Origin of the sequence: Flavobacterium sp. NG2, assembly GCF_034119845.1 — a bacterium.
Lineage (GTDB): Bacteria > Bacteroidota > Bacteroidia > Flavobacteriales > Flavobacteriaceae > Flavobacterium.
Genome location: NZ_CP139420.1, coordinates 2,401,176 through 2,418,986, shown reverse-complemented (window position 1 = coordinate 2,418,986; position 17,811 = coordinate 2,401,176). Strand labels below are relative to the sequence as shown.

The window sequence follows — 17,811 nt, the reverse complement described above, 5'->3', positions numbered from 1 at the left end:
ACATTTAAGCGAGGTTTATTTTTGCTTTTAAGTTGGAAGTTTTAAAATTGAGGTGCTTAAAAACAAGTATTTCAAGTCATAGAAATCCCGATCGCTCGAATATGCAATAAATACTCTCGTGAACGGATAGCGCAGAATTGCATTCTGTGCCCGCAACAATGAGCAAATAAAGTACGTAAACACTTTGTAGAGTTACTTGTGAAGATTCTTCCTTCGTCAGAAAGACATGATTGGGGTTACTGTGACTTAAAACTTTGTGAATCTTTGTGTTTTTTTCTTTGAGTTTCTTTGTGAAATACTAAAACCCGATTGCTCGAATATGCAATAAATACTCTCCTAAACGGATAGCTCAGAATTGCATTCTTTGCCCCTAGCTGTTCCGAGCAGAAATCGTCAAACGGCTGGCGCGATGCCTCTGGCTCGTGCCCACAACAATGAGCAAATAAAGTACGGAAATACTTTGTAGAGTTACTTACGGAGGTTCTTCCTTCGTCAGAATGACAAGATTGGGGTTACTTTGACTTAAAACTTTATGAATCTTTGTGTTTTTTTTGTGAACCTTAGTGTTTTTTTTGTGAACCTTAGTGTTTTTTTTCTTTGAGCGTCTCTGTGAAATAATCCCCTATTACACTTATGCCTCTGGATTAGCGTTCTTTTATTCCATTATAAAATTTACATTTTTATTGTAATTTTATAAAATTGAGATACTTTTACTCGTACTAAATTGCACCAACCCCATGAAAAACACCATAAGCATCAATCCAGCCAATGGAGAAACTATAGGAACCTATCCACGCATTACTGTCACAGAAGCAAAAGAAACCTTAGTCAAAGTCAAAAAAGCTTTTGATTCTTGGAAGAAAACCAGTTTTGAAGAACGAGCTACTTTGATGAAAAATTTGGCTGATATACTGGATGCAGATAACGAAAAACTAGCCCAACTTGCCACTGCCGAAATGGGAAAAACGATTGGACAAGCGCGCAAAGAAATAGAAAAATGTGCTTTGGTCACTCGCTATTATGCCGATCATGCTGATAGCTTATTAAAAGACGAAACCGTAAAAACGGAGGCTAGTAAAAGCTATGTAACTTTTCAGCCTATGGGTACCGTATTAGCGGTTATGCCGTGGAATTTCCCTTTCTATCAAGTGATTCGGTTTGCGGCTCCTGCTCTTATGGCTGGAAATGTTGGGGTTTTGAAACATGCCTCAAACGTCCAAGGATGTGCCTTTGCGATTGAGGAAGCTTTTATTAAAGCGGGATTCCCAAAAGGTATTTTTACCAATTTTAATATTAATGCAGAAAACGTCAAAGATATTATTGAAGACCAAACAATCGTAGCGGTTACATTGACGGGTAGCGAACCTGCCGGTCGCTCTGTTGCAGCTATTGCCGGACAAAATTTAAAGAAAACAGTGCTAGAATTAGGAGGTAGTGACGCTTACATCATTTTGGACGACGCCGACTTAGAAGCAGCTACTGATTTAGCGACTTTTGGCAGGTTACAAAACAACGGACAAACCTGTATTGCTGCCAAGCGTTTTGTGGTTTTGGAATCGATTTATGATGCTTTTTTGGCCTTATACACCACCAAAATGAAAGCCGCCAAAATGGGCGAACCTACAGATGAAACGACTTACTACGGCCCATTAGCCCGAGTGAATTTGCGTGATGATTTACACAAACAAGTTGAAAAATCCATTTCGCAAGGCGCCCGATTGGTTTTAGGTGGAACAATTCCCGAAGGAAAAGGTGCTTATTACCCAGCGACTATTTTGGCCGAGGTAACTCCCGGAATGGAAGCTTTTGACAATGAACTTTTTGGACCCGTTGCCTCAGTCATTAAAGCGAAAGACGAAAATCATGCTATTGCATTGGCTAATAATTCGGTATTTGGTTTGGGTTCAGGAGTGATTACATCGAATACGGAAAGAGGCGAAAAAATAGCGCTACAATTAGAAGCAGGAAATAGTTTTGTCAATAAATTGGTGGTTTCAGACCCTAGAATGCCTTTTGGAGGGATTAAAAATAGTGGTTTTGGAAGAGAACTATCAGGTTATGGTATTCGGGAATTTGTGAATATCAAAACCATTTGGATTGAGTAAGATTTTTTTAATTAGCCACAGATTTAAAGGATTAAATGGATTAATCTGTGTTAATCATTTTAATTCTATCTAACTCTTTGTCTAAATGTGTGTTTATCAAATATTTCTATTAAAAAAAATCTGTGTAAATATGCGTGCAAAAAATAAGCACGCAGATTTGGCAGATTTTTGCAGATAATAATTTTGATATTAATTAGAAATTTGTGTAATTCAATTTAATACATTTTTGAATTTGTGCTAATTTGTGTAATTTGTGGTCTTTTTCCAAGTTAGCAACTCTTTGTCAAAGTCCGACCACTTTCTTTAAATCTGTGGCTAAAAATTTTAGAAGCTAAATCACTAACTTTATCTTCATTTGTAACCTATAAAAATTTATTCTCATTAATCAATGAAAAAACTCTCCCTACTATTACTATTATTGTTTTCCTTTATAGCTTCTAGTCAAGAAAAAATAGCCGTTAAAAAAGTGATGATCAAATCGACTTTATCCTTCCAATCTGAAAACGAAATTCCTAAAGTGATTGCCTTAAAAAAGGAATTTGAACCTGCTGTAAAAAAGATCAATCAATTTATTTTAGATGAGTTTATGATTGAAGGCTATCAACTAAAGAAAGAGGAAGATTTTCGATTTTCAGGTTGTACGTTTGAATACCAAATCAACAATGACTATTTGTTCCTAAAAATGGATATTGGGTATTTAGGTCCTTATCCTAGTGAGTTTGAAAAGGAATTTATCTTTCACATTAAAACAGGAGCCATTCAAGATAGCCAAAAAATTCCGTTCCAAGCGTTATTTACGTTGAATGGCTATTTAGATTTTATGGAGAAATATTGGCTACCCGACATTAAAAAAGAATTTACAACCTCCATAGCCGATTGTGAAGGTTCAGAACCTTTTTGTTCTTACTATGATATTGAAAAGTATGAAGTAAAAGACAACCAACTCAATTTTTCATTGACCAATGATTGTTATCCTCATGTTGCCCAAGCCTGCACGCCCTATTTTACGAAATCAGTCTCCAAAGAGGTGATGAAACAATACCTAAATGATTGGGCATATCGAATGCTTTTTACCAACAATTATACTTCAAAGAATAAAATTGCTCTTTTTTTAATGAACCAAAAAGAAAAACCCAACTGTGAAAACAACATCTATCTTTTTGGAAAAATAAATAATTTGTATCCAATTAGTATGGCACTAAATCTTTCAAAAAAGGACAATTCTGTAAGTGGTTATTACTATTATGACAAGAAGAAAATCAAAATAAAACTTAGCGGAACGTATTCTAAAAAGGCAATTTCATTAAACGAATTTTCTAACAATGTAAATACAGGTAAGTTTAGTTTAAAGTTTGAAAATGATTATAACGATAAAGGATTTTTTGTCTACGAAAATGAAAACAACTCCCAATATTTAACGGGACAATGGTCTAATCAGAAAAGTGATTTTCAAATCATTTTTAACGAAGTAAAATTCAATCAGTATAACAAAGTGTTACTCGGAAATTAGCGGTTTTTATTTAACGAGTGCTTAACCAACTTTAGTTTTATTTTATGATTCACTATTCAACGAAGCTAGCAAAACAGCCTTATATTTGTATACACAAATAAAGAAATTATGCCTACCAAAAATATTGCTTATTCTATTTTAGATTTAGCTATTGTTACCAAAGGAAATTCTACTCAACAAACAATAAAAAACACCGTTAGCTTAGCGCAAAAGGCTGAGGAAGCAGGTTACACCCGATTTTGGTTAGCCGAACATCACAATATGCCTGCTATTGCTAGTAGTGCAACGGCCGTTTTGATTGGTCATGTGGCACAAGCAACCACAACTTTGAAAGTGGGTTCAGGTGGTATTATGCTCCCTAATCATTCTCCGCTTATTGTGGCGGAACAGTTTGGAACTTTAGGAACAATTTACCCTAACCGAATTGATTTAGGCTTAGGAAGAGCACCTGGAACCGACCAAGAAACCGCGCGTGCGATTCGCTCTGATTTTATGGATGCCGCACATTCTTTTCCTGATGAGATTGAAAAAATTCAAACCTACTTTTCGGCTAACAATCAGAATTCGAAAGTAAGAGCCACCATAGCCGAAGGTGTTGATGTGCCTATCTATATTTTAGGTTCTAGTACGGAGAGCGCGCACTTAGCCGCCAGAAAAGGATTGCCTTATGCTTTTGCTAGTCATTTTGCAACGGCTCAATTGTTTCCTGCTTTGAAGATATACCGTGATGAGTTCATGCCGTCAGCGGTCTTATCAAGACCTTATGTTATGACAGGAATTAATGTTTTTGTAGCCGATACGGATGAAGCAGCAGAACGAATGGCGACTTCGTTTATCAAAATGATTGTGGCTTTATTGACGGGAACCAAAAGGGAATCATTAGACGAAGCTTGCGAAATGACACCTGATTTAAGAGAAACACTAGAACATCCTACGGTTCAGCAAATGGCACGTTATACTTTTATTGGTTCAAAAAACACGGTTAAAAACCAACTGATTGATTTTATTGCTAAAACAGAGGTGGATGAATTGATTGTAACGACCAATTGCCACAACCAAGAGGCGCGAATCAAATCGTATCAATTAGTGGCTGAAATTATTCAGGAAATAAATCAAGGTTAATTAGTAGGCAGCATGTCAGTCTGAGCTTATACGGTATGTTTTTTTTAAACACACTTCGACTTTGCTCAGTGCAGCCTCGGGTCATAGGCTTGTTTTGCTCGATAAGGCGTTTTACTTGGCATAGGAAATCATAGGGTTTGGATTATCATTTACTTTTAGCCCAAAATCCCCATTAGAATTTCAATGATTTTTTTCACGCAGATTAGGCCGATTTTCGCAGATTTCATGTTATAAAACAATTAAAAAATCAGTGTAAATCCCTTTCATCTGTGTTATCTGTGTTCCAATGTGTAATCTAAGTTTAATTCCATATTAATGCTATTTGAAATTTCATCTTAAGAATAATTATTTCCTTTACAAAACTCAATTTTCATAGGAACACAGATGTCCTAGCCCTGATAGAAGTGGAAATCCTTGTGGGGGCTTTGCCTTTGCCCCCACAAGATTGAAACGGATAGCAGGAAATAGCTCCTAAAAAAATAGATTATTTATTTCATATTAAACGGCTAATTTCTTGATAAAAAACGTTTTTAGGCTGTCCTAAATCCTAAAATTCTACCTATATTTGTGCCTTTCAAAAAAATAACACACAATGACGACTTTAAACGAATTGAATGCTATTTCTCCTATTGACGGAAGATATAGAAGTAAGACGCAAAATTTGGCTCCTTTTTTCTCTGAAGAGGCCTTAATAAAATACCGAGTTTTAATTGAAGTTGAATATTTTATTGCTTTATGCGAAGTGCCTTTGCCTCAGCTTGCTGGTGTAAACAAGGATTTGTTTGAAAGTTTGCGTGCGATTTATAAAAATTTCTCTACTGAAGATGCACTTTGGATTAAAGAGACTGAAAAAGTAACCAACCACGATGTAAAAGCGGTGGAATACTTTATTAAAGATGCTTTTGAGAAATTAGGCTTATCAGAATATAAAGAGTTCATCCACTTTGGATTGACTTCACAAGATATCAACAACACTGCGATACCATTATCTACCAAAGAAGCGTTTGAAAAAGTGTACATGCCATCATTGATTTCAGTGATTGCAAAGTTGAAAGAGTTAAGCCAAGAATGGGCACATATCCCAATGCTTGCTCGTACACACGGACAACCGGCTTCGCCAACACGTTTGGGGAAAGAAATTGCGGTTTTCGTAGAACGTTTAGAAGAGCAAATGCGTTTGTTGTTTAATGTTCCGTTTGCTGCTAAATTTGGTGGTGCAACAGGAAACTACAATGCACACCACGTGGCTTACCCACAGATTGACTGGAAACAATTTGGAAACAAATTTGTTCAAGATACTTTAGGACTACACCATTCGTTCCCAACAACACAAATTGAGCATTACGATCACTTTGCAGCGTTTTTCGATGCTTTGAAACGCATCAACACCATCATCATCGATTTAGATCGTGATATCTGGACGTATGTGTCTATGGATTATTTCAAACAAAAAATTAAAGCAGGCGAAATCGGTTCGTCAGCGATGCCACATAAAGTAAACCCTATTGATTTTGAAAACTCAGAAGGAAACTTAGGAATTGCCAATGCGATTTTCGAACACCTTTCGGCTAAATTGCCTATCTCAAGATTACAACGTGATTTGACAGATAGTACGGTTTTAAGAAACGTAGGTGTTCCTGTAGGTCACACGATCATTGCCTTTGAAGCTACTTTGAAAGGACTAAACAAATTGTTATTGAACGAAAGTAAATTCGAAGAAGATTTAGAGAAAAACTGGGCGGTAGTAGCTGAGGCGATCCAAACTATTTTACGTCGTGAGGCTTATCCTAATCCTTACGAAGCTTTGAAAGGTTTAACAAGAACTAACGAAGCGATTACAAAGGATTCTATTCATGCTTTTATTGGAACACTTGAAGTATCTGATGAAATTAAAAATGAATTATTACAAATTACTCCTAGTAATTTCATAGGTATATAATTAAAATATGAAAATTGTTGTGCTGTAAGAATTTAATTAGCAAAAATTCAGTTATATCAGTAGGACGACTACGATTTCAAACTAAATATTCAAAAAAAAGCTATCTTTATCGATAGCTTTTTTATTGATTTTAATTACCAAAATATAAACAATGAGTGCCGCAGCAACGATAGCCGAAACAACGAATCATTTAAAACCCTTAATAAGCGACTTAGGATTAATCCTGATGACCGCCGGAATTGCAGTACTATTATTTAAAAAACTAAAACAACCTTTAGTTCTTGGTTACTTAATCGCAGGATTTTTGGCAGGTAATCACTTTGATTTCTTCCCTTCTGTAAAGGATATTAAAAGTGTCGAAATCTGGGCTGACATTGGTGTTATCATCTTACTATTTAGTTTAGGTCTTGAATTTAGTTTTAAAAAACTAATGAAGGTGGGCGGAACTGCTTCCATCACCGCCGTCACCCAAATCATTACGATGGTTCTAGTGGGGTTCTTAGCCGGGAAATGGATGGGTTGGAAACCGATGGATTGTATATTCCTCGGAGTTATTCTCTCGGTTTCTTCTACAACCATTATCTTAAAAACCTTTGATGAATTAGGTGTTAAGGCTCAAAAGTTTGCCGGAATTGTGATAGGTTCCCTTATTGTTCAGGATATAGTTGCCATCTTGATGATGGTATTACTATCGACAGTCGCAGCAACGCAACAATTTTCGGGTGGAGAATTAATTTTTTCGGTTTTAAAACTGGCTTTTTTCTTGACTGCTTGGTTTGTGGGAGGTATATTTTTCATTCCTACTTTACTCAAAAAAGCAAAAAGCTTATTAACCGATGAAATGCTATTGATTATCTCGTTAGCCTTGTGTTTAACGATGGTAATTCTAGCTTCTAATGTAGGTTTTTCACCTGCTCTTGGCGCTTTTATTATGGGTTCCATCATAGCCGAAACCACACAAGCAGAACATATTGAGCATCTTATAAAACCTGTAAAAGATTTATTTGGAGCGGTATTCTTTGTATCAGTAGGAATGTTGATTGACCCAACGGCCCTATACGAACATTATATTCCTGTAATAATTTTGACATTTATCACCATTTTTGGACAGTCTATCAGTTCAACAGTGGGAGCGCTAATATCAGGGCAGCCTTTAAAACAATCTGTACAAACAGGGATGAGTTTGGCGCAAATTGGAGAGTTCTCTTTTATCATTGCGACGCTAGGAATGACGATGAATGTTACTAGCAGTTTCCTTTATCCAATTGTAGTAGCAGTATCAGCGATTACGACTTTTACCACACCCTTTATGGTGAAGGCGGCAGTACCTTTTTCTGAATTTCTAGAAAAAAAATTACCCCGTAGAATTACAAAAAAAATAAATCGTTACAGTACCAATGCCCAAGCTATTAGAGCCGTAAGCACATGGCAGGTAGTAATACGAGCACACTTATTCCAAATTATCATTCATGCCATCATTATAACTTCAATCACCTTATTGTCTTCTCAATATGTATTGCCTTTGGTTGCTAATTCTATTTTTGGAAATACCATTGCAGCGCTGATTACAATGGTTATCATATCCCCTTTTTTATGGGCCTTATCACTGAGAAGAGTTGCTGTAAAAGAAGTCGAAATTCTATTTCAAGAACGTAAATACAAAGGACCTATTTTGATGCTCTTTTTCTTCAGAATGGGATTAGCCTTATTATTCATTGGTTTCTTACTGAATATCTTTTTCTCGCCAATCGTAGCCTTTTTTGCCTTGATATTAGCTATTGTCGTATATTTTTTATTCCCTAAAAAATTACACGAACAGTACCACAAAATTGAAGAGCATTTTTTAAAAAATTTCTATGAAAAAGACACCAAAGTGATTGACAGACGTTATGCAAACATCACTCCTTGGGACGGTCACATGACTACTTTTAAAATTCAAAAAGAATCCAATTTGGCCGGTAAAACCCTTCGAGAAATCCGTATGAGGGAAGAACTGGGAATTAATATCGCTTATATCAAACGGGGAGGAATTATGATTCAGGTCCCTAACAAAACCGAACGTTTATTTCCAGGCGATGAAATTTGTGTCATCGGTACAGATAAACAAGTAAACGAGTTTTCACATTTCTTGACTCAAAATGAAATTGAAGTTCCTAAAATAACACCACAGGATGAGATTGTATTACGCCAAATAGAATTACATAACGAAGACTTTATTGGCTTAAGTATTGGACGCTCCAAACTTCGTGAACGCACCAATGGTTTGATTGTTGGTATCGAACGTAATGGTAACCGAATTCTAAATCCCGAATCGAATATCGTTCTTGAAAAAAATGACAACCTTTGGATTGTAGGGAACAAAAAATTATTGAATGACTTATTTCATGAGAAATAAATAAACTTTTACTACTATTAAGAAAACAGCTTTATAGAGTTTAAGTGGATCATTAACTTAAACAACTATATCAAAGCTAAACCACTATGGACTGAAAGTCTGCATGTAGAAACACTATATTTACCATAGATTTCAAGAAAATGGTTTTGAGACTTTAACGTTAGTGTTGCTAACTTGGTGAAGCGACTAGATTATATGATTTAGAATAGCCACGAATTCACAAATTACGAAATTTAATTCGTGAATTTGTGGCTTTCATTTATCCGATTCAAAAAAAGAAGTTAGATAGAATCAATCCTTTGAATCTTTAAAATTCAATCTAACTCTTTTGAAAATCTGCGTAAAAAAAATAGTGCACGTAGATTTGGCAGATTTTTGCAGATAATAATTTAGATTTTAATCTAAATTAAAGTTAGCAACACTTTATCACCCAAGCGAAAGCAAAATACACTAAAGTACATCCTTTTAACTATTTTGGGGGCAAATAAAAAAGGCAAAAGTTATAAAACTTTTGCCTTTTTACTTATATCAATATCGCTAAAATTATCTTGAATAATTTGGCGCTTCTTTAGTAATAGTTACGTTGTGTGGGTGACTTTCGTTGATTCCACTTGAAGTAATACGAACAAAACGTCCTGTTGCTTTCAATGTTGGAATGTCTTTAGCTCCACAGTACCCCATACCAGCACGAAGACCTCCAATAAATTGTAACATACTTTCGTTTAATTCTCCTTTGTATGGCACACGACCTACAATTCCTTCTGGAACTAATTTCTTAACATCATCTTCTACATCTTGAAAATAACGGTCTTTAGAACCACCTTGCATAGCCTCAACTGACCCCATACCACGGTATGATTTGAATTTTCTACCTTCGAAAATAATTGTTTCTCCAGGAGATTCTTTTGTACCAGCTAAAAGAGAACCTAACATCACACAGTCAGCACCAGCAGCCAAAGCTTTAGGAATATCTCCTGTGTAACGAATTCCACCATCAGCAATTACTGGCACTCCAGTTCCTTCCAAGGCAGCTGCTACTTCTAACACTGCAGAGAATTGAGGAAAACCAACACCAGCTACGATACGAGTCGTACAGATTGAACCTGGTCCAATACCCACTTTCACACCATCAGCTCCATTTTCAACTAAATACTTAGCTGCTTCTGGAGTAGCTATATTTCCAACAATAACATCAATTTGAGGGAATTTTGATTTTACTTCTTTCAACGTGTTTACCACTCCTTGAGTATGACCATGAGCCGTATCAATAATAATAGCATCAACTCCAGCGTTAACTAAAGCTTCTGCTCTTTGAACAGCATCACCAGTAACACCAATAGCAGCCGCTACACGCAAACGTCCGTAAACATCTTTATTAGCAATAGGTTTTTGTGTTAATTTAGTAATATCTCTAAAAGTAATTAAACCTACTAACTTATTGTCTTTACTTACAACAGGTAATTTTTCGATTTTGTGACCTTGTAATACTACTTCAGCTTGTTCTAAGGAAGTACCTTCCGCCACAGTGATTAGGTTTTCACTAGTCATTACCTCAATAATAGGTCTTGCATTGTTTTTCTCAAAACGCAAATCACGATTAGTAACGATTCCTTTTAAGGTTTGATTTTCGTCAACAATTGGAATACCACCAATACCATATTCTTTCATAGCAGCTTTAGCATCTTTTACAGTAGATGTTAAAGGTAAAGTAACAGGATCGATAATCATTCCAGACTCTGCACGTTTTACTTTACGTACTTTAGCAGCTTGCTGATCGATAGTCATATTTTTATGTAGTACACCTATTCCGCCTTCTTGCGCCATAGCAATAGCCATTGCACTTTCAGTAACGGTATCCATTGCAGCGGATACAATTGGAACGTTAAGTGTTATGTTTCTTGAAAATTTTGATTGGATACTCACTTCGCGAGGAAGCACATTGGAGTAATTTGGAACTAATAATACATCATCGTAAGTTAAACCTTCGCCGATAATCTTTGTGTTGTGTGCTATCATGTTGCAATTTCTAGTTGAATTGCGTGCAAATATAGTGAATATATTTGAATTAAAAATTGATTTTTGAAACGTTTTATAATTTACTAATATGTGGTTAATCTATTTGATTTAAATAAACTAAAAAGTAGCTTTTTTTTAATATCACGCAGCTAACTATTTAATTAGAATGCAATCAGGTTCTTTTATTACCCTATATTCTTATGCAACATTTTAAAGTATGTAAAGGCTTTTAAAAGTCGGGTTCCGTACCATGAAAACATTTCGCCATCCACTAAAATAATTTGAGATTTAGACACTAGCGGTTGAATTTCATAAGCATCCTCTTTTTTGAAAGGATAAGGCTCTGAGGACAGCAATAGTACATCTGGTTGGTGTTCTTCTTGTAGATTTTCCAATGTTACTTCAGGGTATCTTGGAATAGAATCATAGACGTTTGTGAAATGATTAAGTTGGAGCAATTCATTGATGTAATTTTCAGACCCTGCTACCATATAAGGATTTTTCCATATAAAATAAGCTACTTTCCTACTTGGTTTATCCTTAATAAATTGTTTAAAATCGCTCAAGGCAAAAGTGAGTTTATCAGTCCATTTACGAGCTTCCGTACGACGGTTGAATAATTGCCCGAAGTCGGATATCATTTTGATATTATCTTCAATAGTAAGAATATCAGTTACCCAAACAGGACATATTTCGCTTAATTTTTCAACTATTTCTTTGGTATTTTCTTCTTTATTGCAAATAATAATATCTGGTTCTAGCAACCTTATCTTCTCATAATGCACCTTCTTAGTCCCTCCTACTTTGGTTTTAGTTGGTTTAAAGTGATAAGGGTGTACACAAAACTTGGTGATTCCAATGATATTTTCCTCTAAACCTAAATCATACAACAATTCGGTTTGCGAAGGAACAAGCGAAATAATTCGCTGAGGAGTAGTTTCAAAGGTATGCGTAGTTCCGAGTTGATCAACGAAAGTTTTCATAGGCTGTTTAAACACAAAGGGGTAATCGGTTAACTGGTTAACTGGTTAACTGCTTAACTGCTTAATTGTTTAACTGGTTAGAATTCAGATAATCTTACAAGTCTGTACTTTTTCAATTAATCAAAAAACCATTATTTAAACTAATAAAGTCGCCATCTCTTGTTGCATTTTCAAAGCTTCGGCTCTTGCTTTTTCAGCAAAATCATGCCCTTTAGATGCATATATAATTCCACGAGAAGAGTTGATTAACAAACCTACTTTGTCATTCATTCCGTATTTACAAACTTCAGAAAGACTTCCTCCTTGTGCTCCTACTCCAGGAACTAACAAGAAACTATCAGGAACAATTTTACGAATTTCTGTAAAGTATTCGGCTTTGGTCGCACCAACTACATACATTAAGTTATGGCTGTTTTTCCAAGTTTTTGAAGTTTCCAATACTTGTTTGTACAATTCCTTTCCATCAACATTCAAAGTCTGAAAATCAAAAGCACCTTCGTTAGAAGTCAAAGCCAACATAATAGTGTGTTTGTTTTCGAATGCCAAGAACGGCTCCACCGAATCTTTCCCCATATAAGGAGCGACAGTCACACTATCAAAGTTTAAATCTTCAAAAAATGCTTTGGCATACATCGAAGAAGTATTCCCAATATCACCTCTTTTAGCATCGGCAATTGTGAATACATTAGGATAATTTTCGTTGATGTAATTAATGGTTTTTTGCAAAGACATCCATCCTTTTATTCCATAGGCTTCAAAGAAAGCCGTATTAGGCTTATAAGAAACACACAAATCATGCGTCGCATCAATTATGGCTTTGTTAAACTCAAAAATAGGATCTTCAAGTGCTAATAAATGTTCTGGAATTTTGTTTAAATCGACATCTAAGCCTACGCATAGAAAAGATTTTTTAAGCTGAATTTGGTTGTAAAGTTCTTCTGTTGTCATTTGCAGTTTGATTCTGAGACAAATTTACAAACTAGAATTTTAAAAAACTTGGAATTTTACAATAATCCTTAAAAATTGTATAATCAATTATATTCCTAATAACAATATATTTGGTAATACACTTTTTTCAAAATAACAATAGGAATCATATAAACTAAAGAATCAGTAATTCGTTATTCCAATCCCTATTAAAAAAACACTGTCACACAAGAAAAGTAATTCTTATATTCACAATGAATTATATTTGTAAAGACGGATTTATATAAATAATACCCTATATGAATACAACAGCTAAAAGAAATCATCTCGCACTGGACTTACTAAGTTTTATTTCTATTGTTTTCTTGTCATATATTTTACAAGATTTTTTAATTCCATTGATCTTTGCTATTATTCTTAGTGTGCTAATTTATCCAATTGTACAATTTTTTGAATCTCGCTTGTACTTCAATAGAATTGTATCTATTTCCATAGCAATCATCATATTTACCTTCATCATTTTTGCCATTTTTGTTTTGATTGGAATACAATTTGAAGAAATCATGAATAAAAGTGATGCCTATTACAAACAAATTGGTCAAAAACTAACTCCCCTTTTAGCACAAACAGAACAGTCTACAGGAATTAACAGTAAAGACATTGTGGGTGATGGGAACCTAGGCGTCAAAGAGATTGTTAAGAAAAACTCTAACAAGATTGTTAACTTCATTACTACTTCGGGCAGTATTTTGGGTGATTTTGTTTTGTCACCTCTATACATGTTTTTATTCCTATTATACCGTAATTTCCTTGTGAGTTTTATATACAAAATCACTACTGGAATAAGTACAAAGCAACATACAAGAGTTATTTTACAACAATTATACAAAGTACAACAAAACTATTTACTAGGCTTGGTTAGTGTTATGGCAATTGTGGGGTTACTCAATAGTCTAGGATTACTTATATTAGGTATTGAACACCCATTTTTCTTTGGTTTTCTATGTGCCCTTTTATTACTCGTTCCTTATATAGGAATTATCATTGGCTCGTTATTACCAGCCCTAATAGCCTTAGCCACGAAAGATTCTTATTGGTACGCTATTGGTGTCATTGGAATATTTGGTTTTATCCAATTTATCGAAGGTAATTTTATCACTCCAAAAATCACTGGCTCCAAAGTATCATTGAATGCCTTTGTTTCTATTTTGTCTATTGTTTTATTTTCTATGTTGTGGGGAATTCCTGGTATGATTTTGGCTTTGCCAATCACAGCTTCCTTAAAAGTACTATTTGATCATTCTGAGAGGATGAAACCTATTGGCTTTTTATTAGGAGAAGCTAAACAAAAATACTTTTCCATAAAAACCATGAATCGATTGAAAACTTGGAAAAAAATAAGAACTAAAAAAAACAAAAAGCTAATTAACTGAATTATAACTTACAAACTAGCTAAACCTAAACTTTTAATATTTCTAGAATTATTAATCGAATATTAAGAAAATGAAAGTATTGTTAATAAAATGAGTCTCCGTGATTTTTTAATTAATTTAGTGCCAAAACAATGAAATATGAAGGTATTTATAAAATTTGATTTTAACAGTATTTGCAATAAAGTCCTAGAGGAAAATTTAGAGAAATCTGGTATAAAATATAAAATATTAGGCTTTGGAGAAGTTGAATTTTTAGAAAAAGTAGACAACGAAAAGCTAAATTCCTTTACTAATTCGCTAGAAAATTACGGAATAGAAATTGTCGAAAACCAGAAATCCATTCTGATTCAAAAAATAAAAGATACTATTGTCGATATGGTTTTTAACGAAGAAACCAATGTTAGCGTCAAAAGTTCAGTTTATTTGGCAGAAAAACTAGGGCATAGTTATGGTTATTTATCAAATATCTTTTCGGAAGTCACTTATACATCTATCGAAAACTTTATTATTTTACAAAAAATAGAATACACCAAACAATTAATCATTAGCAACCAACTATCTTTAACCGAAATTGCCTTTAAGCTCAATTATTCGAGCGTGGCGCACTTGAGTTCACAGTTCAAAAATACAACTGGAATCACACCCTCAGCTTTTCAAAGAATTATAAAACAACGAAGGGAAATCGCTTCACAAAAAATAAATTAAAATGCAGAACGATCATATTATTATAACACTTGCAGACGACGATGAAGACGACAGATTGTTTTTTACTGACGCTTTTGATGAATTAAAAATAAATACCGTTGTCAACACAGTTAATGATGGTAGAGAATTACTTCGTTTCTTAAATCATCCTGACACTGTTTTACCCAATATCATATTCTTGGATTTAAATATGCCCATCATGAATGGTATTGATTGCTTGAAAGAAATCAAGCAAAACGAAAAATTCAAGGATATTGTAATAGCTATATATTCGACTTCTTCATCGGATAAGGATGTTGAAAATACTTTTGTTTTAGGTGCCAACATTTACATCAAAAAACCAAGTAATTTTAATGACTTAAAAAAGATATTATCAGAAGTTGTCGTTACCAATTGGCAATATCATACTAACGGCTTGAATAAAGAAAACTTTTTACTGAGACTTTAATTTTTATGAAAGATATCAAACACAAATCATCCACTTTTCACCAAATTATATTTGCGATAAGCACCTTTATAATCTTGTTTATTGGGGTGATTACCGTGAAACATATCAATAACATCTCCGATTCGTCCAAATTACTTATTCATACCTATGAAGTAAATCTTGAATTAGAACATCTCTTTTCTCATATCAAAGATTCGGAAAACAGCATTAGAGGCTATTTAATTTCAAAAGACACCCTTTATTTTAAGCCGTATCAAGAAGCTACCAAAAACGTCAACAACTCTTTTTTACTTTTAAAAGAATTATACGCAGACAGCCCTGTACAGTTGCATCATTTAGAAAAACTTTATGAAATTGTAAATAAAAGATACGAATACATCTCGAATTATGTAGACAAAAAAAAAGCTGTTGAGATTTCAGAGAGTACGGATTTCAAACAAAATTTCAAAGAAAGCAGTACGCTACTACTTGAAATAAGAGACAAACTGAACCTGATGGTTAATATTGAAGAATTATATTTAAAACAACGTAATTCCCAATACAACAACCAAATTTATTTTACTCCCGTTCTAACTCTTAGTATCTTATTCATCACGCTTATTCTTATCATTTTTGCTTATCATCAAACCACAAAAGATGTTGAAAGACTTCAAGCATCAAATGTTAAATTAAACAAATCCCAATTCTTAAGCTACCAAGCCGAAATTTTATCTGAATTTGGTACTTGGGAATGGAATTTGAATACTGGAGTAATTACGTATTCAGACAATTTGTATCGTATTCTTGGTGTAACACCACAATCCTTTGAAGCTGGTCAAGAAAACTTTATAAAATTTGTTCATCCCGATGATATCAACAATGTCAATGCCGCTTTTGATAAAATTTTGGAAGATGAAGATTTACCTTATTTTTATTTTAGAATTATTAGACCTGATGGTCAAGTACGTATTTTAAGATCTGTGGGTAAATTATTTGTTGACAGCCCTGGAAATAAGACTGTACTAGGGGTAACTGGAGATATTACTGACGAACACAATAAAAATGAATTACTAAAAAGCAATTATCAGGACCTTATAAAGGTTAATAACGATCTCAAAATATCTGAAGAATCAAGTAAACAAGCCGAAATTTTAGGAAATTATGGTAGCTGGATACTAGATTATGACAGTTTAAAGTTTAGATATTCTGACAATAAATTTAGGTTATTAGGCTGTGAGCCACAATCTTTTGAACCTACTATCGAAAAACTTTTAGAATTTGTTCACCCCAAAGACAAACATATTGTAATTGAAGCCAATGAAAGCGCTCTAACGACAAGGAAAATTCCAACTATGAATTATCGAATCATTCGTACAGATGGAAAAATTAGACGTTTTAAAACCATTGCAACCTCATTTACTGATTTAAGTGGAGCCCACAGTATGATAGGCACCACACAAGATGTGACTGAAGATTACAATAAAAGTTTACAACTAAAAAAACGAAACAAAGAACTAGAACAAAACATCAAAGAATTAAATGAATTTAACCATGTTGCCAGTCATGATCTGCAAGAACCATTGCGAAAAATTCAAACTTTCACTTCTAGAATTAATGATAAAGAAAAAGAAAACTTATCTGATTTTGGAAAAGAATATCTCAGTCGCATTGAAAAAGCGGCTGATAGAATGCGTGTTTTAATCAATGATTTGCTACAGTATTCTAGAACTAATCGAACCGAAAAAAATCTAATCAAAACAGATTTGAATGAAGTTATCCAAGACAGCATGAATGAATTATCTCAAAACATTGAAGATAAAAATGCCGTCATTAATCATTCGCAATTGCCTATAATTAAAGGGATTCATTTTCAAATGCTACAGCTATTCTCTAATTTATTAAGTAATTCTTTAAAATATTCCAAAGAAAACCTAGCGCCTATTATCGACATAAATAGTACCGAAGTAATTGCGAAAGACGAACAAATATTAAAAGATAAATCAGAAAAAAAATACTATAAAATCACATTTACGGATAACGGAATCGGTTTTGAACAAGAATATGCTGAAAAAATATTTCTTCTATTCAACCGACTTCATGGTAAAACCGAATATCATGGAACTGGTGTTGGATTGGCTATTTGTAAAAAAATTGTTGAAAATCACCGTGGCTATATTTTTGCCACTAGTCAACCTCAACTAGGGACAACATTTACAATTTACTTTCCTGTATAATTCAAAATCCTTAAA

At 34.0% G+C, this 17,811-nt stretch carries 12 protein-coding genes; 9 read left to right on the top strand and 3 right to left on the bottom strand.

Annotated elements, in window-relative coordinates; all coding sequences use genetic code 11:
- The first annotated feature begins 737 nt into the window (after nucleotides 1–737).
- The 5 genes from SLW70_RS09900 to SLW70_RS09880 all read left to right on the top strand — a co-directional run bounded on the left by SLW70_RS09900 (nucleotide 738) and on the right by SLW70_RS09880 (nucleotide 9,071).
- Nucleotides 738–2,105: an NAD-dependent succinate-semialdehyde dehydrogenase gene (locus tag SLW70_RS09900; protein WP_320888177.1), complete on the top strand. Its 1,368-nt coding sequence runs from the start codon at nucleotides 738–740 to the stop codon at nucleotides 2,103–2,105.
- A gap of 388 nt (nucleotides 2,106–2,493) precedes the next feature.
- Nucleotides 2,494–3,615 carry a hypothetical protein gene (locus SLW70_RS09895; RefSeq protein WP_320888176.1) on the top strand — a complete coding sequence of 374 codons (1,122 nt, stop codon included), beginning with the start codon at nucleotides 2,494–2,496 and terminating at the stop codon, nucleotides 3,613–3,615.
- 108 nt (nucleotides 3,616–3,723) lie between these two features.
- Entirely contained in the window at nucleotides 3,724–4,737 is a 1,014-nt protein-coding gene (locus SLW70_RS09890) for an LLM class flavin-dependent oxidoreductase (protein ID WP_320888175.1), read from the top strand.
- Nucleotides 4,738–5,329: 592 nt separating this feature from the next.
- Nucleotides 5,330–6,676, top strand: a complete 1,347-nt coding sequence (gene purB / locus SLW70_RS09885; RefSeq protein ID WP_320888174.1) for an adenylosuccinate lyase — start codon at nucleotides 5,330–5,332, stop codon at nucleotides 6,674–6,676.
- A 151-nt stretch (nucleotides 6,677–6,827) separates the two neighbouring features.
- On the top strand, nucleotides 6,828–9,071 hold the full coding sequence (locus SLW70_RS09880) for a cation:proton antiporter (RefSeq protein WP_320888173.1): 2,244 nt from the start codon (nucleotides 6,828–6,830) through the stop codon (nucleotides 9,069–9,071).
- 543 nt (nucleotides 9,072–9,614) lie between these two features.
- On the opposite strand, the gene guaB is transcribed toward SLW70_RS09880, so the two are convergent.
- The 3 genes from guaB to pyrF all read right to left on the bottom strand — a co-directional run bounded on the left by guaB (nucleotide 9,615) and on the right by pyrF (nucleotide 13,018).
- On the bottom strand, nucleotides 9,615–11,087 hold the full coding sequence (gene guaB / locus SLW70_RS09875) for an IMP dehydrogenase (RefSeq protein WP_320888172.1): 1,473 nt from the start codon (nucleotides 11,085–11,087) through the stop codon (nucleotides 9,615–9,617).
- 185 nt (nucleotides 11,088–11,272) lie between these two features.
- Nucleotides 11,273–12,070: a helical backbone metal receptor gene (locus SLW70_RS09870; protein ID WP_320888170.1), complete on the bottom strand. Its 798-nt coding sequence runs from the start codon at nucleotides 12,068–12,070 to the stop codon at nucleotides 11,273–11,275.
- Between the two features lie 135 nt (nucleotides 12,071–12,205).
- A complete protein-coding gene (pyrF, locus tag SLW70_RS09865; protein WP_320888169.1) occupies nucleotides 12,206–13,018 on the bottom strand; it encodes an orotidine-5'-phosphate decarboxylase in 813 nt (270 codons plus the stop codon).
- 278 nt (nucleotides 13,019–13,296) lie between these two features.
- On the opposite strand from pyrF, the gene SLW70_RS09860 reads away from it, so the two are divergent.
- The 4 genes from SLW70_RS09860 to SLW70_RS09845 all read left to right on the top strand — a co-directional run bounded on the left by SLW70_RS09860 (nucleotide 13,297) and on the right by SLW70_RS09845 (nucleotide 17,796).
- Entirely contained in the window at nucleotides 13,297–14,430 is a 1,134-nt protein-coding gene (locus tag SLW70_RS09860; protein ID WP_320888168.1) for an AI-2E family transporter, read from the top strand.
- A gap of 138 nt (nucleotides 14,431–14,568) precedes the next feature.
- Nucleotides 14,569–15,135: an AraC family transcriptional regulator gene (locus tag SLW70_RS09855; protein WP_320888167.1), complete on the top strand. Its 567-nt coding sequence runs from the start codon at nucleotides 14,569–14,571 to the stop codon at nucleotides 15,133–15,135.
- A 1-nt stretch (nucleotide 15,136) separates the two neighbouring features.
- A complete protein-coding gene (locus SLW70_RS09850) occupies nucleotides 15,137–15,583 on the top strand; it encodes a response regulator (protein WP_320888166.1) in 447 nt (148 codons plus the stop codon).
- A 5-nt stretch (nucleotides 15,584–15,588) separates the two neighbouring features.
- Nucleotides 15,589–17,796, top strand: coding sequence for a PAS domain-containing protein (locus SLW70_RS09845; protein WP_320888165.1), 2,208 nt, complete (start codon nucleotides 15,589–15,591; stop codon nucleotides 17,794–17,796).
- The last annotated feature ends 15 nt before the right edge of the window (nucleotides 17,797–17,811 follow it).